The sequence below is a fragment of the Serinibacter arcticus genome (assembly GCF_004786095.1).
In the GTDB taxonomy this organism is placed as follows: Bacteria; Actinomycetota; Actinomycetes; order Actinomycetales; family Beutenbergiaceae; genus Litorihabitans; species Litorihabitans arcticus.
Map to the genome: position 1 here is coordinate 614,974 of NZ_RHPJ01000001.1, position 23,297 is coordinate 638,270.

Genomic DNA, 23,297 nt, shown 5'->3' on the forward strand with positions numbered 1-23,297 from the left:
GTGACCAGTGCCGCTTCGTCGACCGCGCGTCGCGGCGTCACCCTGCCGCCCAGGCTCCTCGAGATCCTGCGTTTCGGTGCGGTGGGCGGCGCGGCCTTCGTCGTGGACGTCGGCGTCTACAACCTGCTGCGTTCCACCGTGCTGGCGGACCAGCCCGTGGGGGCCAAGGTCGCCTCGGTGGCCGTGGCCGTCCTGGTGGCCTGGGTCGGCAACCGCTGGTGGACGTTCTCCGACCGGCGGCGCGAGTCCGCTCCAGGGGAGCTGGCGGCCTTCGTCGTGACCAACGTCGTCGGGCTGCTCATCGCCGCGGCGTGCCTGCTCGTCTCCCACCACGTCCTCGGGTTCACCTCACGCCTCGCGGACAACGTCTCGGGCAACGGTGTCGGCCTGGTCCTCGGCACGGCCTTCCGCTACGTGGCGTACCGCCGCTTCGTCTTCGCCCGGACGCCCTCGCGCCCGACGGTCGCGACCGCGGGCGACCCGGTGCTCGCGTCCGCCGCCGCCCGGTGACCCCGTGCGTCCCTCCCACGTGCGCCGTCGCCGACGTCGCGCTCCCGGGTTGGCCCGACGCCCGAGAACCGTGGACACTTCGGTCGTGACCCACAGCCCCCGCAGGTTCGCCGTCCCGGTGGCCCTGCTCACCCTCGTGCTCGCCGCGTGCACCCCCGCGGCAGGGCCGGCGCCCGAGGCGTCGGCGACCGACGCCGGCCGCACGCCGGTCGAGGCGGGCGAGGCCTTCCTGGCCGAGTACGTCGACGACGACGGCCGTGTCGTCCGCCGCGACCAGGGCGGCGACACCGTGAGCGAGGGTCAGGCGTACGGCATGCTGATCGCCGTCGCGCTCCAGGACGAGGAGACGTTCGCGGCGGTCTGGGGCTGGACCCGCGAGCACCTCCAGCGTCCCGACGGCCTCCTGTCGTGGCGCTGGGTCGACGGCGCCGTGGCGGACGACCAGCCCGCCTCCGACGCCGACCTCGACGCCGCACGCGCTCTCGTCCTCGCCGGGGCGGCCTTCGACGACCCGACCTACACCGACGCCGCGACGGCGCTCGGCCAGGCCGTGCTCGACCGCGAGACGGCCGAGACCGGCGCCGGGCGCATCCTGCTCGCCGGACCCTGGGCGGACGACGACCCGTACCAGGTCAACCCCAGCTACCCCACCCCCGTCGCGACCCGGTTGCTCGCCGATCTGGACGACGATCCGCGGTGGGCCGAGCTCGACGAGGGGATGCGCGCCGTCGTCGGCGAGCTCACCGGCGACGGGAGCCTTCCGCCCAACTGGGCGCAGGTCGACGGCGACGGCCGCGTCGAGCCGGTCCGCGGCCCCGACGGGAGCGACGTCGGCTTCGGGTACGACGCGGCGCGCACGCTCGTGCGGTACGCCGAGTCGTGCGACGCGCAGGACCACCGCGTCGTGGCCGGCACGCTCGACACCCTCGGGACGGCGCGCACGCTGCACGCGCAGCTCGACCTCGACGGGACCTCCGCCACCACCGACCAGCACCCGCTCACGCACGTGGCTCGCGCGGCGGTCCGGGCGCTCGACGGCGATCGCACCGGCGCGCTCGACGACCTGCGTGCGGCCGAGGCGCTGCTGGAGAGCTACCCCACCTACTTCGGCTCCGCCTGGGCGGCGCTCGGACGACTCACGCTGGAGACCGACCTGCTCGGCGGGTGCCCGCCGCTGGAGAGGGAACGATGACCGACAACCCCGACACCTCGCGCGCGCGGACACCGGTCCGCCGACCCCTGGTCGTCGTGCCCACCTACGACGAGATCGAGAACCTCCCGGTGCTCCTCGAGCGCCTGCACGCGGCGGCGCCCGACGTCCACGTGCTCGTGGTCGACGACGGCTCCCCCGACGGCACGGGCACCTGGGCCCAGGGCCGGTCGGAGGAGTCCGACCTGATCCACGTGCTGCACCGCACGACCAAGGACGGCCTCGGCGCCGCCTACCTCGCCGGTTTCGCCTGGGCGCTGGCGCGGGACTACGACGCCGTCATGGAGATGGACGCCGACCTGTCCCACCACCCCGAGGACGTGCCGCGCCTGCTCGCCACGCTCGCGAAGGCCGACGTCGTGCTCGGCTCCCGCTGGGTCGAGGGCGGCGGCGTGGAGAACTGGCCGCTGCACCGCCGCATCCTCTCCCGGGGCGGCTCGTTCGTGGCGCGGGTGGCGCTCGAGATGCCGCTGCGCGATGCGACGGGCGGCTTCCGCGCCTACCGCCGCTCGGCGATGGAGCAGCTCGACCTGCCGACCATCGCCTCGCGCGGCTACGTGTTCCAGATCGAGCTCGCGCACCGCGCGCTGCAGGCGGGCCTGACGGTGGTCGAGGTGCCGATCATCTTCACCGAGCGCGTCAACGGCGTCAGCAAGATGACCGGCGGCATCGTCCGCGAGTCGCTGACCCGCCTCACCTGGTGGGGGCTGGAGCGCCGGCTCCAGCGCCTGGCCGGGTTCGCCCGGCGCCACGGCGACCAGGGGCTGGACCGCGCAGCCACCCGCCGGTAGCCGATCCGGCCCCGACCCTGCGTAGGGTGGAGGACGCCCGAGCCCGCGACGACGCGGCGCCCCCTCCCCACGAAGGGTCTCCCATGCCACGCACCTCCCAGGCAGTCATCGCCCGCGCGAAGAACGCCCCCGTCGAGCTCGTCACCATCAGCGTCCCCGACCCCGGGCCGGGCGAGGCGGTCGTCCGCGTCCAGGCCTCCGGCGTCTGCCACACCGACCTGCACTACAAGCTCGGCGGCATCGGCGAGGAGTTCCCCTACCTGCTCGGCCACGAGGCCGCCGGCGTCGTGGAGGAGGTCGGCGAGGGCGTGACCGACGTCGCCCCCGGCGACTACGTGATCCTCAACTGGCGCGCCGTCTGCGGCGACTGCCGCGCGTGCCGCCGCGGCCGCCCCTGGTACTGCTTCAACACGCACAACGCGGCGCAGAGGATGACCATCGCCGACGGCGAGGGCGCGGGCACCGAGCTCTCCCCCGCCCTCGGCATCGGCGCGTTCACCGAGTTCACCCTCGTGGCCGCCGGCCAGTGCACCAAGGTCGATCCGGCCGCCGCCCCCGAGGTCGCGGGGCTCCTCGGCTGCGGCGTGATGGCCGGGATCGGTGCCGCCATCAACACCGGCGAGGTCGGCCGCGGCGACTCGGTCGCCGTCATCGGTTGCGGCGGCGTCGGCGCCGCCGCGATCGCCGGGGCGCGCCTCGCGGGCGCGGCCACGATCATCGCCGTCGACCTGGACGAGCGGAAGCTCGCCACGGCGCGCGAGCTCGGCGCCACGCACACCGTCAACGGTGGCGAGAGCGACGTCGTCGAGGCCATCCAGAACCTCACCGGCGGCAACGGCGCGGACGTGGTGATCGACGCCGTCGGGCGGCCCGAGACGTGGAAGCAGGCGTTCTACGCGCGCGACCTCGCCGGCGTCGTCGTGCTCGTCGGCGTCCCGACGCCGGAGATGACCGTCCCCGACCTGCCGCTCCTGGACGTGTTCGGCCGCGGCGGCGCGCTGAAGTCCTCCTGGTACGGCGACTGCCTGCCCTCGCGCGACTTCCCGATGCTGATCGACCTGTTCCTGCAGGGTCGCCTCCCGCTCGACAAGTTCGTCACCGAGAAGATCGGCATCGGCGACGTCGAGGCGGCCTTCGCGAAGATGCACGACGGCGACGTGCTGCGAAGCGTGGTCGTGCTGTGACGGCGCGGATCGACCACGGCACCGCCGCCGGCACGTTCTCGCTGGACGGTCAGACGTTCGACGTGGAGAACAACATCTGGGTCGTCGGGGACGACACCGAGTGCATCGTCGTGGACGCCCCGCACTCGGTCGAGGCGATCCTGGCCGTGGTCGCCGGGCGGCGCGTGAGCGCGATCGTGTGCACCCACGCGCACGACGACCACGTCCGCGTGGCCCCCGCGCTGGCGGAGGCCACCGGCGCCCCGATCCTGCTGCACCCGGCCGACGCCCCCGTCTGGGAGCTGACCCACCCCGACCGGGCGCCCGACGGCGACCTCGCCGACGGTCAGGAGCTCACCGTGGGCGGGACGGTCGTGCGCGTGCTGCACACCCCCGGCCACGCACCGGGCGCGGTGTCGCTGCACGTGCCCGACCTCGGCGTCGTGCTCACGGGCGACACGCTGTTCCAGGGCGGGCCCGGCGCGACCGGGCGGTCCTTCTCCGACGCCGACCTCATCGTGGAGTCCATCCGCCGCGTGCTGTTCGCGCTGCCGGAGGAGACCGTGGTCCACACGGGCCACGGTGACTCCACCACGATCGGTGCGGAGGCCGCGGCGCTGGGTCGCTGACCCCGCGCCCACCCACCCCACCCACCCCGGGGGTGGGCCGGGGCGTCAGCGGTCGAGGGACCGGTCGACGCCGGACTCGGTCGCCAGGCGCGAGTGGCGCCGCCCGTAGAGCAGGTAGATCGCGATGCCGATCAGCAGCCAGACCGCGAACCGGATCCACGTCAGCGTCGTCAGGTTGAGCATCAGCCACAGGCACAGCACCGCCGAGAGGATCGGCAGGAACGGCGACCACGGCATCCGGTAGGCGATCTCGCGGTCGGGGTACTTCCGGCGCAGCACGATCACGGCGATGCTCACGAGCACGAACGCCGAGAGCGTGCCGATGTTGATCATCTCCTCGAGCACGCCGACGTCGAGCGTCGCGGCCAGCACGGCCACGACCGCCCCGACGGCGACCTGCAGCCGGGCGGGCGTCTTGCGCTTCTGGGACGTCACCGACCACGAGCGCGGGAACAGCCCGTCGCGGCTCATCGAGAACACCACGCGGGTCAGGCCGAGCAGCAGCACCATGATCACGGTCGTCAGGCCGAGCAGGATCGACAGCGAGATGACCTGAGCGGCCCAGTCGGCCCCCACGAGGGTGAACGCCGTCGCGAGCGAGGGGTCCTCGGCGGCCGCCAGGTCGGTGTAGGGCACCATGCCGGTCAGGACGACGCTGACCGCGACGTACAGGATCGTCACGAGCGCCAGGCCGCCGAAGATGCCGCGCGGCAGGTTCTTCTGCGGGTTCTTCACCTCCTCGGCGGAGGTGGCCACGACGTCGAACCCGATGAACGCGAAGAACACCAGGGCGGCCCCCGACAGCAGCCCGAACATGCCGTACGTCGAGGCGGGGGCGCCCAGGATCACGGAGACCAGGCTCTGGTGCAGCACGGTGGACTCCCCCGCGGGGATCTCCTGTGCCGGTGGGAGGAACGGCGTGTAGTTGCTGGCCCTGACGTAGAAGGCGCCCACGACGATGACGAACACGACCGTGGCGACCTTCAGGACGGTGAACACCGCGCTGACGCGCGAGGACAGCTTCGTCCCCAGCACCAGGAGCACGGTGAAGATCGAGACGATGACGAACGGCCCCCACGTGATGGTGGCGGCGCCGAGCTGGAACGTCGCCGGCACGTCCAGCCCGGCGATCGCGAACACCTCCTGCAGGTAGATGCCCCAGTACTTCGCGATGACCGCGGCGGCCGTGAGCGTCTCGAGGATCAGGTCCCAGCCGATGATCCAGGCGAGGAACTCCCCCAGCGTGGCGTAGGTGAACGTGTAGGCGGATCCCGCGACCGGCACGGTCGAGGCGAACTCGGCGTAGGCCATCATCGCGAGCCCGCACGTGAACGCCGCGATCAGGAACCCGACCGAGATCGACGGTCCGGCGTACAGGCCGGCGGCCTTCGCGCCCACCGAGAAGATCCCGGCCCCGACGGCGACCGCGACCCCCATGATCGCGAGGTCCCACGCGGTCAGCGACCGCGTGAGGGAGTGGTGCGCCGAGGAGGTGTCGGCCAGCGACGCCTCGATGCTCTTGGTGCGGGTCAGGAAGCTCATCACGTGCTCTCTCGCTGCGGTCGGCGAGCACGGGTCGGCGCTCACCGGGGAGGGAACCGTAGACCCGCCGCGCACCGCGGCAACACCCCGGACCAGGGGATGGACGAGACCGCCCCGCCGGTCGGCCGTCGGGCCGCTAGAGCTCCTCGTGCGTGTCCGGGTCCCCGCCGAAGAGCCGTCCTTCCGCGCGCCCCAGCTCCGTGATCGCCGCGATCTCGGCGTTCGTCAGCGCGAGCCGCGGGACGTCGAGGTTGGCGCGCTGACGCTCCGGCGTGGCCGACTTGGGCAGCGGCATGCTGCCGACCGCGAGGTGCCAGGCCAGCAGCACCTGCGCGGGCGTGACGTCGAGGCGCTCGGCCGCCGCGACGACGGCCGGCTCGTCGAACGGGGCCTCGCGCTTGCCGAGCGGGCTCCAGGCCTGGGTCAGGATGCCGCGCTCGACGTTGGCGGCCCGCATCTCCGCCTGCGGGAAGCGGGGGTGCAGCTCGATCTGGTTGATCGCGGGTGCCACCCCCGTCTCTTCGATGATCCGGTCCAGGTGCGCCGCCGTGAAGTTGCTGACGCCGATGTGCGCCACGAGGCCCTCCTGCTGCGCCTGCACGAGCGCGCGCCACGCGTCGACGTAGAGGTCGCGGCTCGGGTTGGGCCAGTGGATGAGACCGACGTCGATCCGCTCGACGCCGAGGCGCTGCGCCGAGTCGGCGAGCGAGCGCAGGGCGAGCTCGCGCTCGTGGAAGCGGCCGGGGATCTTCGTGGCGAGGACGACCTCCTCGCGCGGCAGACCGGAGCGCCGCAGCGCCTGTCCGACCTCGGTCTCGTTCTCGTAGTTCACCGCCGTGTCGAGGTAGCGGTAGCCGACCTCGAGCGCCGAGACGATCGCGGCCACGCCCTCCTCACCCTTGAGGGGGTAGGTGCCGAACCCGACGGCGGGCAGGGTCGTTCCGTCCTTCAGCGTGTGCGTCATCCTCCCAGGCTAACGACGTCGGCGACGCTGACGACGCTGTGCGCCGCCGCACCCCGCCCGTCCACTCACTCGTAGGAGACGGCGTCCAGCACCCGCAACCGGGCCGCGCGCACACCCGGCCACAGGGCGGCGAGCACGCCCACCACGACCGCGAGCGCCAGCATCGCCAGCAGCGACCCCCAGGGGATCGCCAGCTGCGAGAGCCCCTGGTCGGCGAACAGCGTGGGCAGGGTCGAGGCGAGGCCGACACCGACCGCGAGCCCGATCGCCGTCCCGAACACCGCCGTCAGCACCGACTCGATCGTGATCGTGGCCGCGAGCTGCAGGCGGCCGAGCCCCACGGCGCGCAGCAGCCCGATCTCGCGCGTGCGCTCGATCACCGACAGTGCGAGCGTGTTGACGATCCCGAGCACCGCGATCACGATCGACAGCCCGAGCAGGGCGTAGAGGATCACGAGGATCTGGTCGACCTGCGCCGCGAGGTCGGAGACGAACTCGTCGCTCGTCATCACCGACACCACGATGTAGGGCGAGACGGCGGCCGCGACCTCGGTCCGCAGCGCCTCGACGTCGCCCGTGGTGCCGCGGACGAAGACGGTGTCGATCACCTGGGCCTGCGGCGGTTCCCAGGTGTCCAGGACGTCGGCGTCCACCACGACCGACCCGCCGATCCCCTGCGACGTGACGACGGCGCCGACCTGCACCTCGTGCGACCCGGTCGAGGACGTGATCCGCAGCGTGTCCCCCACCCGCCAGTCCTCGCCCGCCACGGTCTGGTTCACGGCCGCCAGGCCGTCGGCCAGGGTGGCGAGGTCGCCGTCGACCGTCGTCACGGTCATGGTGCGGCCGAAGGTCCCCGGCGTCGCGCCGACGACGATGGTCCCGGCCGCCGGGGCGACTGCGTCACCGGTGTCGCCACCGTCACCGGTCTCGTCCGGACCGGCGACGGCCAGCGCGGCGAACGCGAACGCGTCGGCTGTCGCGACGTCGTCCAGCGCACGCACGTCGGTCACCGCGCCGGCGGGGATGCCCGCCCCGGCCGAGCGCAGCACGAGGTCGGCGTCGACCTCCTGCGCGACGACGTCGGCGACCGAGGCCTGCGTCGTCGAGGCGATGACGGTCGCGGCGCCGACCAGCGCCATGCCGATCATCAGCGCACCGGCCGTGCTGGCGGTGCGGCGAGGGTTGCGGACCACGTTGCCGCGAGCGAGGCGACCCATCGGCGGCAGCGCACGCACCAGCGGCCACGCCAGGACGCGGACCACCGCGGTGGCGATGGCCGGGGCGAGCGCGAGCATCGCCACGACGACGGCGCCCGCCCCCACGCCCAGCAGCAGACCCGCGCGGCCGGAGTCCGGGCGCAGCATCGCGGCCGCGAGCGCCGCGGCGCCCCCGAGGGCCAGCACCAGGCCGACGACGAGGCGACGGTGCATGGGCGCCTCGGGCGTGGTGACGTCGTCGCGCATCGCCTCGACGGGCGGGACGAGTGCGGCCCGCCGCGCCGGGATCGCGGCCGCGACCACGCTCACCAGCGTGCCGACGCCGAGCGAGAGCCCGACGCTCGCGGCGTCGAGCGGGACGTCGCCCGCCAGCTCCATCCCCATCGAGCCGAGCACGGCGCGCAGCAGCTCGACCAGGCCCAGCCCGCCCGCGACCCCGAGGGCCGAGCCGACGAGTCCGACCACGGCCGCCTGCACGAGGATCGAGGCGAACACCTGCACCGGCGAGGCGCCGACGGCGCGCAGCAGCGCGAACTCCCGCATCCGCTGCCGCACGGACATCGCGAACGTGTTGGAGATGATGAACGCGCCCACGAACAGCGCGATCGCGGCGAACACGAGCAGGAACGTCGTGATGAAGCCGAGCACGGTCCCGATGGCGTCCTTGTTCTCCTGGACCACGTCCTCGCCGGTGACGACCTCGACGCCGGCGGCTGCGGCGTCGCCGGCGTCGAGCCCCGCCAGCGCCCGCGTCACGGAGGCGACGACGTCGTCCTGCGTCGCGCCGTCGGCACCGAAGACCGCGAGCTGGCTGACCAGCCCGTCCGGGGCGTAGACGGCGAGGGCGACGTCCTGCGGCAGCAGCACCAGCGTCGCGCCCGCGAACGAGGCGCTGTAACCGACCTCGCCCGTGACCGTCACCTCCCGGATCTCGCCCCCGAGCACGACGGTCGTGGTGTCGCCCGGTGCGAGACCCGAGGCGGCCAGGGCGCCGCTCTCGAGCGCGATCTCGCCGTCGCCGACCGGGGCCGACCCCGCGAGCAGCGTGATCGAGGGGTCGTCGGCGGAGTAGACGAGCGCGAGGCTCGGCGCCTGGCCGGCCGCGACGGCGGTCCCGTCGGCGCCCACGAGCACGACCGAACCCTGGATCACGGGGATGACCGCCGCGACGTCGTCCGCCGCGGCTGCGGCCTCGATGAGCGTCAGCGGGACGCCGGGGCTCGCGGAGCCGAACGCGGCACCCGGACCTCCGGCCGGGGCGGCGGTCCCGCCGTCGTCGCCGTCGTCGGACGCGTCGGCCGCGGGGTCGAGACCCCGCACGTACGCGTCGGCCGGCGTGCTCGCCTCGACGATCCCGTCGAACGTGCCGCTCAGCATGGAGCGCAGCGCGAAGGTCCCGGCGACGAAAGCGACGCCGAGCGCGACCGCCAGCAGCGAGAGGAGGAAGCGGACGAGGTGGGCGCGGATCCCCCGCAGCGCGACCCGCAGCATCAGGACGCCGTCGGGCTCGAGGACGGCGAGGCCTCGGCGGGGGCCGCGTGCCGGGGCCCGGTGCGGCGCAGCGACCCGAGCGTGGCCAGCACGGTCTCCGGCGTCGGGTCGGCGATGTCGCCGACGAGCCGTCCGTCGGCGAGGAACAGCACGCGGTGCGCGTAGGAGGCGGCCGTCGGGTCGTGCGTGACCATCACGACCGACTGGCCCAGGTCCTCCACGCTGCGTCGCAGGAAGCCGAGCACCTCCCCCGAGGAGGTGGAGTCGAGGTTGCCCGTCGGCTCGTCGGCGAACACGACGGCGGGTCGCGCCACCAGGGCGCGCGCGCACGCCACGCGCTGCTGCTGCCCGCCCGAGAGCTCGCCCGGCTTGTGCCCGAGCCTGTCGGTCAGTCCCACGGCCTGCACGACGGCGTCGAGGTGCGCGCGGTCGACGGGCGTGCGGGCGATGTCCAGCGGCAGCGTGATGTTCTCGAGCGCCGTCAGCGTGGGCACGAGGTTGAAGGCCTGGAAGATGAAGCCGAGGCGCGTGCGGCGCAGCTTCGTCAGCTGGCGCTCGTTCATGCGGCCGATCTCCTCCCCCTCCACGACGGCGGAGCCCGACGTGGGGCGGTCCAGCCCGGCCATGCAGTGCATCAGGGTGGACTTGCCCGAGCCCGACGGGCCCATGATCGCCGTCATGCGGCCCCGCCCGAAGTCGACGTCGACGCCGTCGAGCGCGCGGACCGCGGTGTCACCCCCGCCGTAGACCTTCACGAGCCCGCGGGCGGAGGCGATGGGCGAGGCGGCGGGACGGGATGCGGTCACGGCGCGACTCTTCCACGCGCGGTGACCGCGCGGTATCCGGCATCGCCCCGATCTCGCGGACCGCCGGCCGTCAGGACCGCCCCGCGTCCCCGCCACCCTCGCGCAGGTGGGTGCGCAGCATGTCGACGACGGCGGTCACCGTGCGCGACCGCGCCGCGATCGAGCGGACGTGGAGCTCGATGGTGCGGAAGGCGTCGTCGTCGTCGAGCGGGACGCTGACCACCGACTCAGGGAGGTGCGGCCGACCCATCCGCGGCAGCACGGTCACCGCCAGGCCGAGCTCGACGTAGCGCACGAGCGACTGCAGCTCGACCGCCTCGAAGGCCCGGCCGACCAGCTCGAGCAGGTCCGGGGAGTGCGAGGCGATCCACGCGCCGTACGGATCCTCCTGCGGCGTGATCGCGAGGCGCTCGCGCGCGAGCTCGACCAGGTGGACGCCGGGGCGCCCCGCCAGCCGGTGGCCGCGCGGCACGACGACGTCCAGCGGATCCGTGCCGAGCCGGATGCGGGTCAGTCGGTCCGAGCCCGGCGCGGTGACCTGACTGGTCCCCAGCGCCTTGGCGAGCACGGCGTCGACCCGCCCGATCCCCAGCAGGTCGAACGCGGGTTCCGGCTCGAGCTCGGTGGGCACGAGGTCCAGCAGCGGGTAGTCCGTGCGCGCCTGGGCGATGGCCGGGATCACCATCTGGCGCAGCGCCGTCGGGAAGGCCGCGATCCGGAAGCGACCGTTCGGCTCGGCCTCGACGGCGGCGGCCACGCGGAGCTGCTCGAGGTCGTCCACGATGCCGCGCGCCCGCTCGACCACACCGAGCGCCTCGGGGGTCAGGACGATGCCGCGGCCCGCCCTGACGACCATCGGGGCACCCAGGGCCTTCTCGAGCTTGCGCAGGTGCTGCGTGATGTTGGGCGCCGAGTACGCCAGCAACCGGGCCGCGCGGGTCACCGATCCGGTGTCGCAGACGGCGATCAGAACGCGCAGGCTGAGGGGGTCGATCATGAAGCAACGCTAAACCCTGAGTGCTACTTCTACTAACTAGTGCTGAGGGTTGCACGAGACGAGAATGGAGTCATCCCGCAGCGCACCCCGCGCGCGGACCCTCTCGGAAGGTCGAATACTCATGATCGTCGCAGCCGTTGCCCTGGTCGTCGCCGTTCTCGCCGGTGTGGTCCACGAGGTGCGCCACGACGGCCTGATGCGTCGCCCGTTCGACCCCACCTACAACAGCCGGGTCCCCAGCTGATCTTTCGCCGGACCTGACGCGCCGAGCCGTCGCCCCCACCCGGGGCGGCGGCTCTCGCCATTGCCCGGCGGGCCCGATGGTTCCTACTCTGGGACCGACGCCGGCGCACGCCTCACCGGCGCACCCCGAGGTCGACCGACGGAGGTCGCCGTGCCGCAGCTCTGGTCCCGTCTGCGCCAGCGCCGCGCGCCCGCGGTCGACCCGCTGCTCACGCTCGAGACGCAGGCGACGCTCGGCCGGCTGACCACGGAGCTGTGCCGCCTCGACCGCGCCGACGGGGCCTTCGGGCGCGCGCACCACGTCCGGGCGACGCAGGGCGCCTACGAGGGCGTGCTGCGCCGAGCCCTGCGCCTCGCGGGCGGCGACGACGCGCTCCACCACCCGGGCGACGTCGTCGGGCTGGAGCTCGACCTCGCCGCCCGCGGCTGGACCTGGTGAGACCGGCACGCGACAGCCCGCCACGAGCCGTCGAGCAAGCCTTCGGGGGTCGCTATCGACGCGATAACGACCCCTGCGGCTTGCTCGGCGGGCTGGTGGGCTCAGCGCACGCGGAGCGGGCGCGAGAGCGCCGTCATCTCCTCGCGCGGCACGACCTTGACGCGCTGCCGGCCCTCGGCCTCGCCGAGCGCCTGCTCGTGGGCCGAGAGCAGCTCCCAGCCCTCCCACGTCGTGACCGGCACGCCGCGCTCCTCGAGAAGCTCGACGACGTCGACCGCGTCGCCACCTCCGGTACCCGAGCGCAGCCCGATGCCCGCCTCGACGTCCTCGGCGAGGTGGCGGATCGTCTCCTGCGCGTCGGACTTGGTGTGGCCGATGAGGCCGACCGGACCGCGCTTGATCCAGCCCGTGGCGTACAGCCCGGGGATCGTCGCACCGTCGGCGCCACGCACGCGGCCACCGTCGTTGGGGATGACGCCGCGGACGTCGTCGAACGGGATGCCCGGGACGGGCGAGCCGAAGTAGCCGACCGCGCGGTAGACCGCCTGCACCGGGGTGTCCACGACGACGCCGGTCCCGCGCGAGGTCCCGTCGCCCACCAGCTCCGTGCGCTCGGTGCGCAGCGCGGCGACGCGCTCCACGCCGTCGGGGCCGACCTCGCCGACGACCTCGACGGGCTGGTGCAGGAAGTGCAGGTGGATCCGGCGCGAGGCGGTCGAGTCCTCTGGATCGTTCAGCGCCCAGTCGGTCAGCGTCGCCACGACCTGGCGGGTCTGGTTGGACGCGGCCATCGCGGCCTCGGAACCCTCGTCGAACGCGAAGTCCTCGGGGTAGACGATGACGTCGACGTCGGGCACGTGGCCCAGCTCGCGCAGCTCCAGCGGCGAGAACTTGGCCTGGGCGGGACCGCGGCGCGCGAACACGTGCACGTCGGTGACGGGCGAGGCGGCCAGACCGGCGGCCACGTTGGCCGGGATCTCGGTGGGACCGAGGTCGGCGGGGTGCTTGGCGAGCATGCGGGCGACGTCGAGTGCGACGTTCCCGGCGCCGATGACGGCGATCTCCTTCGCCTCCAGCGGCCACGTGCGCGGCACGTCGGGGTGCCCGTCGAACCAGGACACGAAGTCGGCGGCGCCGTACGAGCCCGGCAGGTCGATGCCGGGGATCGGCAGCGCCGCGTCCCTGATCGCGCCGGTCGAGACGATCACGGCGTCGTAGTGCTCGCGCAGCTCGTCGATCGAGATGTCGGTGCCGAGGTCCACGTTGCCGAGCAGCCGGATGTCGCCGCGGCCGAGGATCTTGTCCAGCGCGTTGACGATCGCCTTGATGCGGGGGTGGTCGGGCGCGACGCCGTAGCGGACGAGCCCGTAGGGCGCGGGCAGGCGGTCGAACAGGTCGATCGCGGTGCCGGGCAGCGTGCGGGACAGGATGTCGGAGGCGTAGATGCCGGCGGGGCCGGCGCCGACGACGGCGACGCGCAACGAGCTCACAGGTGAACCTCATCCGTGGGGGTGGCGCTCGGGCCCGGTCGTGCGGGGCCGCGTGCGCGGGAAGACCCCAGTGTACGGGCCGGGTGAGGGCATCCTCAGTTGCCTTGGTCACTCCGGCGCGACGGCGTGCGGGCCACCACGAGCGAGGCGGCGACCACGACGGCGGCGCCAAGCGCCCACCACGCGAGCGTGCCGCGCGCGTCCGCCCACGGGTCGGGGGGCGAGGTGATGACCACCGGCGCGTTCTCGGCGACGGGGCGTTCGACCGCGGGGACGGCGCCGCTGACCGGGCCGCGCGCGCTGCCGTCGTCGACGAACGCGATCGCGTCGGGCGCCTGCACGAGTCCCCAGCCCACGAGGTCGGACCGCTCGTCGGGCACGGTGCGCGCCGCCGTCGCCGTGATCCGGTAGGCCCACTGCGCCGGGGTCTCCTCCGGGTGGGTCTGGGCGACGAGCGCGGCCACACCACCGACGTGCGCGGTCGCCCAGCTGGTCGCCTGCTCGGTCGTGCCGAGGAGGCAGTCGCCCCCCGACCTCCCCGTCGTCAGGACGCCGACCCCGGGCGCGGCCACGTCCACGTGGTCACCCCGGTAGGCGAGGACGGGCGTGAACTCCTGGTCGAACGCGCCCACCGCGAGCACCTCGGGGTAGGCCGCCGGGTAGCGCGGACGGGTCGGGTCGGAGTCCTCGGTCGCGTTGCCCATCGAGGAGATGACCAGCGCGCCGCCGGCCGTCGCGTCCGCGACCGCGGCGGCGAGCTCGGGGTTGTCCTCGGCCGTGCTCATGGCCACGACGATCACGCGAACGCCCGCGGCCGCCGCCTCCCTGATGCCCGCCGCGATCCTGGCCGGCGTCGGGTGCTTGTCCTCGCGCTCGGCCTGGTCGCTGTCGTCCTCGTAGTAGACGCGGAAGGGCACGATCGTCGCGGCGGGCGCGATGCCCACCAGCGCGGATCCCTCGACCCGTCGGCCCGCGATGATCGTGGCGACCGCCGACCCGTGGCCGAAGATGTCGCGCGTCCCCGTGCCGTCCTCGGGATCCTTGGCGACGACGTCGCGCCCCGGCTCCACCGCGCCCACCAGGTGTGGGAACGTCGCCTGCACGCCGGAGTCGACGACGGCGACGCGCACGCCCGCGCCGTCGGCCAGCGCATTCGCAGCGTCGCGCCCGATCGCCGCAGGACCCCACTCGGGCTCACCGATCAGCGCGTCCGGCTCGCACGTCCCCCCGACCGCGGCGCTCGCGGTCGACACCCCGACCGACCCGGCCGACCCGGTCGGCCCCACGAGCGCGGGGCCGACGAGCAGCCCCGCCGTGAGCGCCGCCGTCGTGACCGCGGCCAACCCTCGCCTCACGGCGTGCCGCCCTCGCTCGCGGCATCGGCGGCTGCGGGCACCTCGGTCCGCGAGCGCTGCGCGGCCTCGATCGAGAGCGTCGGACCCGAGGCGAACAGGTCGCCCCAGGCGTAGGGCACGACGACGGGCACGACCACGTCGGAGCCGCCGGTCGAGAACAGCCGGTTCAGGGCGTCCTGCCGCGTGCCGCCCCCGGCCGCCTCGACGGCGTAGGCGGTGCCGTTCTCGTCGACGAACCGGACGGGTCCGGAGGTGGTGTCGGCCTCGGCGGCGAACAGCGCGAGCGCGCCGCCACCCTGCGCGACGGTGACGCCCGACCGCTCCGGGACGTCGCCGTCGCCCGCCACCAGCGTGGCGCCGAAGTCGGCGACGCTGAGCTCGGCGCACGCCGGCTGCGCGTCCGTGAGAGGAACGCCGAGCTCCTGCGGCCAGTCGCGCGGGAACGGGGTCTCGGCGGCCGGCACGTCGGCCACCGACGCCAGCGCGTTGGCGGGGACCGACACGGGCGCGCCGACGCCGGGTGCCGTGCGGTAGATCGCGGCCGTGAAGGAGTTCAGGGGTGCGAGGCGCCCGTCCGCGAGGGCCACGTACTCCTGGCCGGTCTCCTCGCGCTGCACGACCGTTCCGACCGTGACACCGGCGATCTGACCGAGGTCGCCCGCGGGGACACCGCCGACGCCCTCGGGCAGGTACGGCGCGAGGGTCTCCCCCGGTGTGACCAGCGCGAGCCACTCCTCGCGCGCGGGACGGGGGCTGTCCGGACCGAAGCCGAGCTCGCGCAGGAGGCCGCTCTGCTCCTCGCCGCCGCCGAGCAGGTAGGAGTAGCCGCCCTGCACGAGGTGCACCTGGTCGCCCACGAGCGCGAGCATCGAGGCGGGCGGCCCCGCGGGGGCTGCGACGGCGTCGTCGTCTGCGGCACCGGAGTCGCCCGACGCCGCGCCGTCCGAGCTGCCGAGCGACGTCGCGGTGCCGCCGTCCAGCGCGAGGCACGCCTGCCAGCCGTCGTCGACGAGCCTGTCCGTGCCGGGCAGGTTGTCGGGAGCACCGACGATGCCCGCGGGGGCGAGGACGGGGATCCCCTCCACGAGGCTCGCCCTGACGGTGTGGATCGGCGCCCCCGGCTCGACGAGCAGGCGCGCGCTGGCCATGTTGAGGATCGGGACGAGCTGTCCGTCGTCGGTCACGTAGCGGGCGGCGTTGTCGCCCACGAGCATGATGCGGCCGTTCTCCCAGCCGTCGGGCAGCCCGCGGTTGAGCAGACCGCTGCCGAGACCGCCGGCCACGACCAGCACCGCGAGGACGACGCCGGCGACCACGCCGCGCACGGGGGAGGTCGGTTCGAGCTCGCGGCCGCCCGGGGCGCCGGAGACGAACGCGGTCAGCAGCCTGCGGCGGCTGAACGACTGGGCCTCGACCAGCTCCTTCTTCGACGCCACGCTCAGCCCCTCGCCGTCACTGCAGCGCCCCGGCCGCGACGACCGCGAGCGGCGGCAGCGCGGCCAGCAGCGCGAGCTGGGCGACGTCGGCCGCGCGCGCGAGGCGGAGCTGGCGGCCGGTGACGAGCAGGGCGGTCACGACGACGGCGAACGCCCCCGCCAGGAGCACCACCACGAGCGCGGGCCGCCAGGTCGGCTGGGTCAGCGCCGCCGTGAGGATCGCCAGCAGGAATCCGCCGGCACCCGTCGCTGTCACGACGGCCACGTCCCACCGGGCGCGCGACTCGCGCACCGTCAGGAGCAGCGCGCCGAAGCCCACCGTCGTCATGAGGAGGCCCGCCACGCCGGCGGTCGCCGCCCCCGGCGTCAGCGCGACGAGCGCGGCACCCGCGCCCGCGCGCATCGCGATCTGCAGCCGCTGGCCCTGGATCGCCTGCTCGCGCACGGCCTCGATGTCCACGGGCGGCACGTCGGCGAGGATCTCGCGGTCGTCGCGCGGGGTGACGACGCGCAGCGGCGTGGCGGCGAGCGCCAGCCATGGCACCCCGACCAGGGCGCACGCCACGACGGCGAAGGCCGCGATGGTCACGACAGGGGCGAGACCGCTCCCCTGCCAGGCGGTGATGCCGCCCACGAGCAGCGCGACGGTGCCCGCGATCGCGGGACCGACCATCTCGCGGCGCAGCCCGGGCACGAGGGCGGCGAGCAGCCCCGCCACGAGCACGGCCCCGCCGCCGGCGGCCGTCAGCGCGAGGGCGGCCTCGCCGTCGGCCAGGCGGGTCAGCCCGTCGAGACCGAGGAAGCCCGCGAGAGCGGCGAGCACCGAGGCGACGACCCCGATCGTGAGGGCGGCGGTGCGCGGGGCGTCGGTGCGGGCGAGGACGACGGCGGTCACGAGCGCCAGGAGCGCACCCGCTCCCCCGAGGCTCGCGGTGAGCACCGGGCCCAGGCCGCTGACGGCGAGGACGGCCCCGCCCGCCAGCAGGAAGACCGAGGCGACGCCGACGGCGGCGCGCGCCGCGTCCTGCGGGCTCCACGGCTCGCTGCCCTGCTCGATCACGTCGGCGACGGCCTCGACGACGTCGTCGTAGCGGGTGCTGCCCGAGCGCGCGCGTGCGGGGGCGAGGGTCAGGACGGCGCCCTCGAGGACCCCGGCCCCCGCCAGCGTGAGCTCGCCGCCCAGGCGACGTCCCTGCGTGGTGACGAGCTCGAGGCCGGTGTGCGCCGAGGTGACCTCGAGCTGGCCGAGCGTGCGCGCGAGTCCCGGCAGCACCTCGACCAGCGGGACCTCGGCGGGAAGGGTGAGGTCGGCACGGCGGGGTCCGGCGGCCACCGTCACGCGTACCAGGCCGCCACCGGCGACGGTCGCCTCGTCCCCACCGGTGGGCGGGGGTGCGGCGGGCGCGGGGAGGGTCATGGACGCCGTGCTCCTTCGTGGTTCGGCGGCGGGCTCGGCCCAGCATAGGTGCGGGCGCGGCGCGAGGGGTGGGTCCGCCACCCATGGGGACATCTCCCCATCGCCACCCGTGGTCACCGCGTCGTAGTGTCCTAGCCATGTCGCCGAACCGGTGACGGACGAGACATCGTCAGGGGGCCCGAGGCCCATGAGAAAAGGAGAGTGACATGGCTGACCAGTTCTCAGCCGAGGAAGGCGCGCTACGGACCGGTGCCGGCCACGTCAGCGACGCTCGCACGACGCTGAACACCCAGATCGCCGACCTCCGTACGAAGCTCACCTCGCTCGAGGGGCAGTGGCGCGGTACCGGCCAGCTCGCCTTCTCCAACGTCATGACCAACTGGGAGCGCGACGCGAGCCGCCTCACCACGGCCCTGGAGACCTTCGAGGCCAACCTCACCGGCACCGACACCGCGTACACCGAGACCGACGACTCCGCGCAGCAGGCGATGAACGCGTTCAACGCCAGCCTCAGCGGGAACTGAGAAGGGGACACACCATGAGTGGCAACGGCATCACAGTCGGCTTCTCCGCGCTCGACACGGCGGCCGGCGACATCAAGCACGGCGCGAACAACATCGGCAGCACGCTGGCCGACCTCGAGGGTCGCCTCCAGGCCCTCCAGGCCGACTGGGACGGTGACGCGAAGGAGTCCTACCGCGTCGCGCAGACCCAGTGGAACAGCGCGCTCGAGGACATGAAGGCCCTCCTGCTGCAGGTCGGCACGACCGTCACGAACAGCAACGAGGCCTACCAGGGCGTCGAGGGCAAGGCCACCCGCGCCTGGCAGTGACGCCTCCCCGCACGACGGTCGTACCGGAGCCCCGCGCGGTTCCGGTACGTGCCGCCGTTCTGCGAGGCGTCACCACGCCGCACCACCCAGCACCGAAGACCCAGCACCGATCCAGACAGCACCGACCGGGACCGTCCGGGACCGGCCACGAGCCATCCAGGGGCCGAGCATGAAGCGCATCAGCGTCGACGAGAGCGTCGTCAGGAACCACGTGACCGTGATGGAGGACTGCTCGGACCAGCTCCGGCGCGACGAGCAGGACCTCGGCCTCACGGCCGACCTCAACGAGCGCGAGCCCTACTCCCCCACCGACCCCGGCGTCCGCCTGGACTCCTCCTTCAGCGACGCGCTGGAGAGCTACGAGGCCTCGCTCGCCGTCATGGGGGACGAGCTGCTGGTGATGGCCAGGAAGCTGACGCAGCTCGCGGGTGAGGTGACCGCCGTCGACGAGGACCTCGCCGACCGGCTGCGGGCCATCGCGGACGGCATCGACGGCGGCGGGAGTGCGTCGGGTTCCACCACGGGCTCGGGCGCCACACCGATCAGGACCCTCCCCGCCCCGGCCACCCTGGACCCGTCGCGACCGATCTCCTCCTCGCAGCCCGTGTTCGAGGCCCTGCCGGCACGCTTCGAGGGCGGTCCCGACGTCCGTCCCACCCCGATCGCACCCGAGCAGGAGACGCAGGCATGAGCGACGACAACCGCCCCGAGGTCGCGGCGCAGCGGATGGTCGCCCTCGACCACGGCGAGGCCCGACTGGTCGGGTTCGCTCCCGGCGACGCCGGGCTGAACGGTTCGCCCCGCGAGGGCGCCCGACTCGTCGGCGACGACGGCCGCGGTCCTCGCCGCGACGTGCTGACGCCCGTCACCGACGAGCGTCGAGTCGTCGCGAGCTCCCTCGGCACGCCGCCGCGCGACCGCGCCCGGCTCGTCGGCAGCCGCGTCACCGGTCTCGCTCGGTGCCGCCGTCGACCCCGCCGCACGCCCCGTGGCCTGATGGAGCTGTCGGCCGTCGCGGCCGCGTTCACCGACCAGGCCGGGGTGCGCGGCGAGCAGCGTCAGACGCTGCGACGCAGCGCCGAGGCGGTCGAGGAGGTGTCGGCGCGCCTGCGCAGGCAGTCCGAGGAGCCGATGCTCGACGGCATCCAGGGCGATCCGGCCCGCGTCGCCTACCTGACCCTCGCGCTGCACCTGCGCGACACCGCCGACGCCATCAGCGGTTCGCTCGACGGGCTCGAGCTCGCGGAGCGCGCGATGCAGGAGGCGCACGAGGAGTTCCGGCGGATCGAGAAGATCGAGCTGGCGCCCGCCCACCGCTCGCTCCTGGCGCTCGGTGAGCCGATCGTCGTCTCCGGTGTCGGGATGCTCACCCCGGCCGCCGCCCAGCAGCACTGGATGACCGAGGTCGGCAAGGAGCAGAAGGTCGCCGCTCGTCAGGCGATGCAGCGGTTCGAGGCGGACATGGCACGCGCCGCGAGCCTGATGCGCCCGGTCGAGGTCCCCACGTTCGATGGTGAGGACCCCACCCGCACGGAGCCGATCATCGTGGAGAAGCCACGCGTGGTCACCGACCCGCAGCCCGCACCCGACTCGGCGTCGGTGGCGCAGGAGTCGCCGTCCACCGGTGCCGTCGCCGGTGGTGGCGCTGCCGGGGCCGCGGCCGCGGGTGCGGCCAGGTTCGCGTCGGCCCGTCGCGGTGGTGGGGGCGGCGGTGGCCACCGGTCCGCCGGTGGCGGTTCGGCCGGCACGGCCCCCCGCGACACCTGGGTCTCCACGCGAGCGCAGCACGACACCGGCCCCGACGGTTCGATGTCCCCCGCGGCCGCCTCCTCGGCGGCCCCCGCCGCCGCGGCCCCGACCACGGCTGCCGCTGCCGCCGGCGGTGCGGCCGTCCCGTTCGTCCCCGGCTCGGGCGGCGGCACGGGCGGCGAGGCGGAGTCGGGTACGGCGATCGTGCGCAGCACGCACGAGGACGAGGCCGCCGCGGCCATCGTGGCCGCGGCGTCGTCCTCGGGCAGCCGATCCTCGATCGAGGCGGCGCCCGCGGAGTCCGAGGACTGGTGACCGGGCGGGCGATCAGCCCAGGGTCACACCCAGGCTGACCTGCCCCAGCTCCAGCACCGCTCCGGAGACCAGCCGGACGGGGACCCCGGCGCCCAGCGGCGTCAGCGTCCCGTCCGGGGCCCGGAGACGCGTGCCGTTGGCCGAACCTGCGTCCTCGACCCAGGCGACCCCGCCCGTCACCCGGATGCGCACGTGGGTGCGCGAGAGCGACCGTGCGACGTCCGCGATCTCGACGACCTGGACGTCCTCGCTCTCGGCACGCGGACGGCGTCCGACGACGGCGGAGCCCGTGATCGTGTGCGTCGCGCCGTCACCGGGCGAGAGCACGACGCGGGTGACCCGCGCGGCCCCGGTCACCGGCGGAGCCGGAACCGCCGGCGCGCCGATCCGTGCGGCCGGTGTCACGGGCGCGGCTACGGCGCTCGAGGCCGCCGGCGCCGCCGGGGGCCGGAAGTCTTGGGCCGCGGTTCGAGGGGCCGACGGCGGCACGTGACCCGCTGGCCCCGGACGCGGCGGGACCGCGACCGCGGGTCGCGGGGCGGCCGGCGGTCGGCCGGCGGCCGCGTCGCGCAGCGCGCGGAACTCGCGCATCGAGATCGAGTCGGAGCTGACGGGCACGTCCAGCAGCTCGGGCGGCCGCCAGGATGCCGGAGCCCCGGCCGCACCCGGCTGTCGGGAGCCGGCGGGCCCCGCTCCGGGCCAGACGCCGGCGGGCACGCCCGCGGGCGCCGTCGGAACCGCTGGCACGGCCGCCGCGAGGGACGCGGCCGGTACCCGCCGGGCGGTGGGCGAGCGAAGCGTCACCACGTCGGTGCCGGCGACCCGGTCGTGCCAGGCCGTGGCGCGACCGGAGGCCGCGAGGAGGGCGATCTGCCCGAGCCCGGCGGCCAGGTGGGCCGCGCCGAACAGGGCGGCCCGCGTCGCGCCGCGTCGCAGCCCGGGGGCCAGGTCGCCGCCCGCGGTGGTGGTGCGCGTGCGGGTGACGAGCTTGCCGAGGGTGAGGCCGTACCGCGACTCGACGACGACGGAGATCACGACCACCTCGAGCGCCAGCACGACGCCGAGGATCCAGCTGCCGAGGAGGACGCCGACGGCGAGCACGGCCCCGACCAGCGCGAGGTCGACGGCGTAGGCCGCGAGGCGCTGTCCCACGCCGGCACGCGGCAGCGCGGGCGCATCGACGGCCGCCGCCGTGGACGGCGGCGGGGCGCTGGGACGGGGCGGGACGGCCATCACCCGGACGCTAACAGACGCAGCCAGGCCAGCACCCCGGCCGTCAGCAGGCCGAGCGCCGGGGCCAGGGCGACCGCGACGGACTCCAGCGCGTCGGCGGAGCGCGAGGCCCTGACCGATCGCCAGCCGCGGCCGAGGGCGAACGACGTCGCGACCGCCAGGACCGCTGCCAGCAGCGCGACCGCGACCGGCAGGACCCCGGCGTCGAGCACGCGGGCGAACCAGACGGCCGACAGCACGGCGGTGGCTCCGGCGGCCAGCCGCGGCCCGAGGCGGGCCGCCGTGAGTCGCTCCTGGCGCGGGATCAGGACGAGGGCGAGGGACACGACCACGCCGAGCGCACCCGTCGCCCACAGCTGGACGTGCGAGGTCCAGCCCGTCGGCTCCGGCAGCGGCGCGAGCAGCACGACCGGCGCCAGCACGGCGACGACCACCCCGAGCAGGACCGCTGCGCTGCTGCGGCGGGCCTGCGCCGTCGTGACGGATCGGCGGACGGTGTGGCCACGCACGAACGGCGGCGAGGCGACCTCGCGCTCGCGCACCGACGTGGCGGTGCGCTGAGCCGCGCTCAGGTCGACCACGACGTGGTCGGGCACGTCGAGACTCCCCGCCGGGAGGGCGCGAGCGACGATCGGCGCGAGACCGAGCACCACGGCGCACGCGCCGACGACCCCCGTCCCCGTCATCACGGCCACGGCTCCGGCCGACGCCAGCGCCCCCGTGAACGCCAGGACGACGCCGGCGAGGACGGCGGCCGAGGTGCCGTGCAGCGACGCGTACCGCAGGGCGACCGCGGCCGACGCGGCGAGCAGGGCGGTCGTGACGGGCAGGAGCAGCGGTGAGGCCACGGCCGGGTCGAGCAGGCCACCGGGAACGGCGAGCAGACCGCCCGCGGCGGCGGCCGTCCAGGTCGCCACCGTCGTGGCGGTCGCGGCGGCGCCACGACGGGGCCCGAGGATCGCGAGCACGACGGCCAGGAGCCCCGCGAGCACGGCGGGCCAGACGGGCACCGCGGCGTCCGCACCGCCGCCGGCGAGCTCGGCCGCGCGGACCAGGGCCAGCGCGCCGGTCGCACCCGCGACCGCCCACAGCGGCGCGGCGAGGGCGGCGGGGGCCGCGGCGACGTCCTCGTCGTCGTCCTCGTCCCTCGTCCGGCCCCGGCTCGGGCCCTCCCCGCGGCGCACGCCGACCACCAGCACCTCGCCGCCCGCGAGACGGTCGAGGTCGTCGTTCGCGTGCAGCACCAGCCCGCCGGCCGTGAGCAGCGCCGTCGTCGCCGGCAGCTGCACGGCCTCGAGCAGGTCGGCCACGGTGACGGCGCCGGTCAGGACGACGTCGCGCCGGCCCTGCGGCGTGAGCACGGAGTAGGTCGTGACCAGGTCGGCCCCACCGGTTGACGATGCCGTCGCCGTCATCTCTCGCCTCCCGTGGTGGACCACCAGCGCATCCCGCCCGCACGGACCGC

The 23,297-nt window shown here is 74.8% G+C and carries 22 protein-coding genes; 11 read left to right on the plus strand and 11 right to left on the minus strand.

Going from position 1 to position 23,297, the window contains the following annotated elements; translation table 11 throughout:
* The 5 genes from SERN_RS02920 (at position 1) to SERN_RS02940 (ending at position 4,303) form a co-directional block, all read left to right on the plus strand.
* Positions 1 to 510, plus strand: coding sequence for a GtrA family protein (locus SERN_RS02920; RefSeq protein WP_233251421.1), 510 nt, complete (start codon positions 1 to 3; stop codon positions 508 to 510).
* Positions 511 to 595: 85 nt separating this feature from the next.
* A complete protein-coding gene (locus tag SERN_RS02925) occupies positions 596 to 1,702 on the plus strand; it encodes a glycosyl hydrolase family 8 (RefSeq protein ID WP_158292547.1) in 1,107 nt (368 codons plus the stop codon).
* Positions 1,699 to 2,511, plus strand: coding sequence for a polyprenol monophosphomannose synthase (locus SERN_RS02930; RefSeq protein WP_135848598.1), 813 nt, complete (start codon positions 1,699 to 1,701; stop codon positions 2,509 to 2,511). The genes SERN_RS02925 and SERN_RS02930 overlap by 4 nt, the downstream gene beginning before the upstream one ends.
* Before the next feature lie 83 nt (positions 2,512 to 2,594).
* The gene (locus SERN_RS02935; RefSeq protein WP_135848599.1) at positions 2,595 to 3,695 is read left to right on the plus strand and encodes an S-(hydroxymethyl)mycothiol dehydrogenase; all 1,101 of its coding nucleotides are present in this window, start codon (positions 2,595 to 2,597) and stop codon (positions 3,693 to 3,695) included.
* Positions 3,692 to 4,303: an MBL fold metallo-hydrolase gene (locus SERN_RS02940; protein ID WP_135848600.1), complete on the plus strand. Its 612-nt coding sequence runs from the start codon at positions 3,692 to 3,694 to the stop codon at positions 4,301 to 4,303. The genes SERN_RS02935 and SERN_RS02940 overlap by 4 nt, the downstream gene beginning before the upstream one ends.
* A gap of 45 nt (positions 4,304 to 4,348) precedes the next feature.
* On the opposite strand, the gene SERN_RS02945 is transcribed toward SERN_RS02940, so the two are convergent.
* The 5 genes from SERN_RS02945 to SERN_RS02965 all read right to left on the minus strand — a co-directional run bounded on the left by SERN_RS02945 (position 4,349) and on the right by SERN_RS02965 (position 11,323).
* Positions 4,349 to 5,845 (minus strand): APC family permease, encoded by a 1,497-nt coding sequence (locus SERN_RS02945; RefSeq protein WP_135848601.1) that lies wholly within the window; start codon positions 5,843 to 5,845, stop codon positions 4,349 to 4,351.
* Positions 5,846 to 5,981: 136 nt separating this feature from the next.
* A complete protein-coding gene (locus SERN_RS02950) occupies positions 5,982 to 6,809 on the minus strand; it encodes an aldo/keto reductase (RefSeq protein ID WP_135848602.1) in 828 nt (275 codons plus the stop codon).
* A gap of 65 nt (positions 6,810 to 6,874) precedes the next feature.
* On the minus strand, positions 6,875 to 9,520 hold the full coding sequence (locus tag SERN_RS02955; RefSeq protein ID WP_135848603.1) for an ABC transporter permease: 2,646 nt from the start codon (positions 9,518 to 9,520) through the stop codon (positions 6,875 to 6,877).
* Positions 9,520 to 10,326 (minus strand): ABC transporter ATP-binding protein, encoded by an 807-nt coding sequence (locus SERN_RS02960; protein ID WP_135848604.1) that lies wholly within the window; start codon positions 10,324 to 10,326, stop codon positions 9,520 to 9,522. Before SERN_RS02960 ends, SERN_RS02955 begins: the two co-directional genes overlap by 1 nt.
* A 70-nt stretch (positions 10,327 to 10,396) precedes the next feature.
* Complete coding sequence (locus SERN_RS02965) at positions 10,397 to 11,323, minus strand: LysR family transcriptional regulator (protein WP_135848605.1); 927 nt, start codon at positions 11,321 to 11,323, stop codon at positions 10,397 to 10,399.
* Positions 11,324 to 11,444: 121 nt separating this feature from the next.
* Between SERN_RS02965 and SERN_RS15945 the strand changes: the two genes are divergently transcribed.
* Together SERN_RS15945 and SERN_RS02970 are read left to right on the plus strand one after the other, a co-directional pair.
* Positions 11,445 to 11,567 (plus strand): hypothetical protein, encoded by a 123-nt coding sequence (locus tag SERN_RS15945; protein WP_269846115.1) that lies wholly within the window; start codon positions 11,445 to 11,447, stop codon positions 11,565 to 11,567.
* A gap of 150 nt (positions 11,568 to 11,717) precedes the next feature.
* Positions 11,718 to 12,005 (plus strand): hypothetical protein, encoded by a 288-nt coding sequence (locus SERN_RS02970; RefSeq protein ID WP_135848606.1) that lies wholly within the window; start codon positions 11,718 to 11,720, stop codon positions 12,003 to 12,005.
* A 101-nt stretch (positions 12,006 to 12,106) separates the two neighbouring features.
* Here the strand turns inward: SERN_RS02970 and SERN_RS02975 are convergent, their stop codons facing one another.
* The 4 genes from SERN_RS02975 to SERN_RS02990 all read right to left on the minus strand — a co-directional run bounded on the left by SERN_RS02975 (position 12,107) and on the right by SERN_RS02990 (position 17,703).
* Positions 12,107 to 13,486, minus strand: coding sequence for an FAD-dependent oxidoreductase (locus SERN_RS02975; protein ID WP_135848989.1), 1,380 nt, complete (start codon positions 13,484 to 13,486; stop codon positions 12,107 to 12,109).
* Positions 13,487 to 13,590: 104 nt separating this feature from the next.
* Positions 13,591 to 14,850, minus strand: coding sequence for a S8 family serine peptidase (locus SERN_RS02980; RefSeq protein ID WP_135848607.1), 1,260 nt, complete (start codon positions 14,848 to 14,850; stop codon positions 13,591 to 13,593).
* On the minus strand, positions 14,847 to 16,286 hold the full coding sequence (locus SERN_RS02985; RefSeq protein ID WP_158292548.1) for a type VII secretion protein EccB: 1,440 nt from the start codon (positions 16,284 to 16,286) through the stop codon (positions 14,847 to 14,849). Before SERN_RS02985 ends, SERN_RS02980 begins: the two co-directional genes overlap by 4 nt.
* A gap of 16 nt (positions 16,287 to 16,302) precedes the next feature.
* Positions 16,303 to 17,703, minus strand: a complete 1,401-nt coding sequence (locus SERN_RS02990; RefSeq protein ID WP_158292549.1) for an EsaB/YukD family protein — start codon at positions 17,701 to 17,703, stop codon at positions 16,303 to 16,305.
* A gap of 206 nt (positions 17,704 to 17,909) precedes the next feature.
* On the opposite strand from SERN_RS02990, the gene SERN_RS02995 reads away from it, so the two are divergent.
* The 4 genes from SERN_RS02995 to SERN_RS15230 all read left to right on the plus strand — a co-directional run bounded on the left by SERN_RS02995 (position 17,910) and on the right by SERN_RS15230 (position 20,599).
* Complete coding sequence (locus SERN_RS02995; RefSeq protein WP_135848610.1) at positions 17,910 to 18,227, plus strand: WXG100 family type VII secretion target; 318 nt, start codon at positions 17,910 to 17,912, stop codon at positions 18,225 to 18,227.
* A 14-nt stretch (positions 18,228 to 18,241) separates the two neighbouring features.
* Positions 18,242 to 18,535: a WXG100 family type VII secretion target gene (locus SERN_RS03000; protein WP_135848611.1), complete on the plus strand. Its 294-nt coding sequence runs from the start codon at positions 18,242 to 18,244 to the stop codon at positions 18,533 to 18,535.
* 169 nt (positions 18,536 to 18,704) lie between these two features.
* On the plus strand, positions 18,705 to 19,226 hold the full coding sequence (locus SERN_RS03005; RefSeq protein WP_135848612.1) for a hypothetical protein: 522 nt from the start codon (positions 18,705 to 18,707) through the stop codon (positions 19,224 to 19,226).
* On the plus strand, positions 19,223 to 20,599 hold the full coding sequence (locus SERN_RS15230) for a hypothetical protein (RefSeq protein ID WP_158292550.1): 1,377 nt from the start codon (positions 19,223 to 19,225) through the stop codon (positions 20,597 to 20,599). The genes SERN_RS03005 and SERN_RS15230 overlap by 4 nt, the downstream gene beginning before the upstream one ends.
* A 12-nt stretch (positions 20,600 to 20,611) precedes the next feature.
* On the opposite strand, the gene SERN_RS03015 is transcribed toward SERN_RS15230, so the two are convergent.
* Both SERN_RS03015 and SERN_RS03020 read right to left on the minus strand, forming a co-directional pair.
* Positions 20,612 to 21,832 carry an RDD family protein gene (locus tag SERN_RS03015; protein ID WP_135848613.1) on the minus strand — a complete coding sequence of 407 codons (1,221 nt, stop codon included), beginning with the start codon at positions 21,830 to 21,832 and terminating at the stop codon, positions 20,612 to 20,614.
* Entirely contained in the window at positions 21,832 to 23,247 is a 1,416-nt protein-coding gene (locus SERN_RS03020) for a hypothetical protein (protein WP_135848614.1), read from the minus strand. Before SERN_RS03020 ends, SERN_RS03015 begins: the two co-directional genes overlap by 1 nt.
* Positions 23,248 to 23,297: the final 50 nt, after the last annotated feature.

Excerpts from the sequence above, each read along its gene's own strand:
- SERN_RS02930 (WP_135848598.1), top strand. The coding sequence starts at position 1,699 with ATGACCGACAACCCCGACACCTCGCGCGCGCGGACACCGGTCCGCCGA.
- SERN_RS02935 (WP_135848599.1), top strand. The coding sequence starts at position 2,595 with ATGCCACGCACCTCCCAGGCAGTCATCGCCCGCGCGAAGAACGCCCCC.
- SERN_RS02945 (WP_135848601.1), bottom strand. The coding sequence starts at position 5,845 with ATGAGCTTCCTGACCCGCACCAAGAGCATCGAGGCGTCGCTGGCCGAC.
- SERN_RS02950 (WP_135848602.1), bottom strand. The coding sequence starts at position 6,809 with ATGACGCACACGCTGAAGGACGGAACGACCCTGCCCGCCGTCGGGTTC.
- SERN_RS02955 (WP_135848603.1), bottom strand. The coding sequence starts at position 9,520 with ATGCTGCGGGTCGCGCTGCGGGGGATCCGCGCCCACCTCGTCCGCTTC.
- SERN_RS02965 (WP_135848605.1), bottom strand. The coding sequence starts at position 11,323 with ATGATCGACCCCCTCAGCCTGCGCGTTCTGATCGCCGTCTGCGACACC.
- SERN_RS15945 (WP_269846115.1), top strand. The coding sequence starts at position 11,445 with ATGATCGTCGCAGCCGTTGCCCTGGTCGTCGCCGTTCTCGCCGGTGTG.
- SERN_RS02990 (WP_158292549.1), bottom strand. The coding sequence starts at position 17,703 with ATGACCCTCCCCGCGCCCGCCGCACCCCCGCCCACCGGTGGGGACGAG.
- SERN_RS02995 (WP_135848610.1), top strand. The coding sequence starts at position 17,910 with ATGGCTGACCAGTTCTCAGCCGAGGAAGGCGCGCTACGGACCGGTGCC.
- SERN_RS03000 (WP_135848611.1), top strand. The coding sequence starts at position 18,242 with ATGAGTGGCAACGGCATCACAGTCGGCTTCTCCGCGCTCGACACGGCG.
- SERN_RS03005 (WP_135848612.1), top strand. The coding sequence starts at position 18,705 with ATGAAGCGCATCAGCGTCGACGAGAGCGTCGTCAGGAACCACGTGACC.
- SERN_RS15230 (WP_158292550.1), top strand. The coding sequence starts at position 19,223 with ATGAGCGACGACAACCGCCCCGAGGTCGCGGCGCAGCGGATGGTCGCC.
- SERN_RS03015 (WP_135848613.1), bottom strand. The coding sequence starts at position 21,832 with ATGGCCGTCCCGCCCCGTCCCAGCGCCCCGCCGCCGTCCACGGCGGCG.
- SERN_RS03020 (WP_135848614.1), bottom strand. The coding sequence starts at position 23,247 with ATGACGGCGACGGCATCGTCAACCGGTGGGGCCGACCTGGTCACGACC.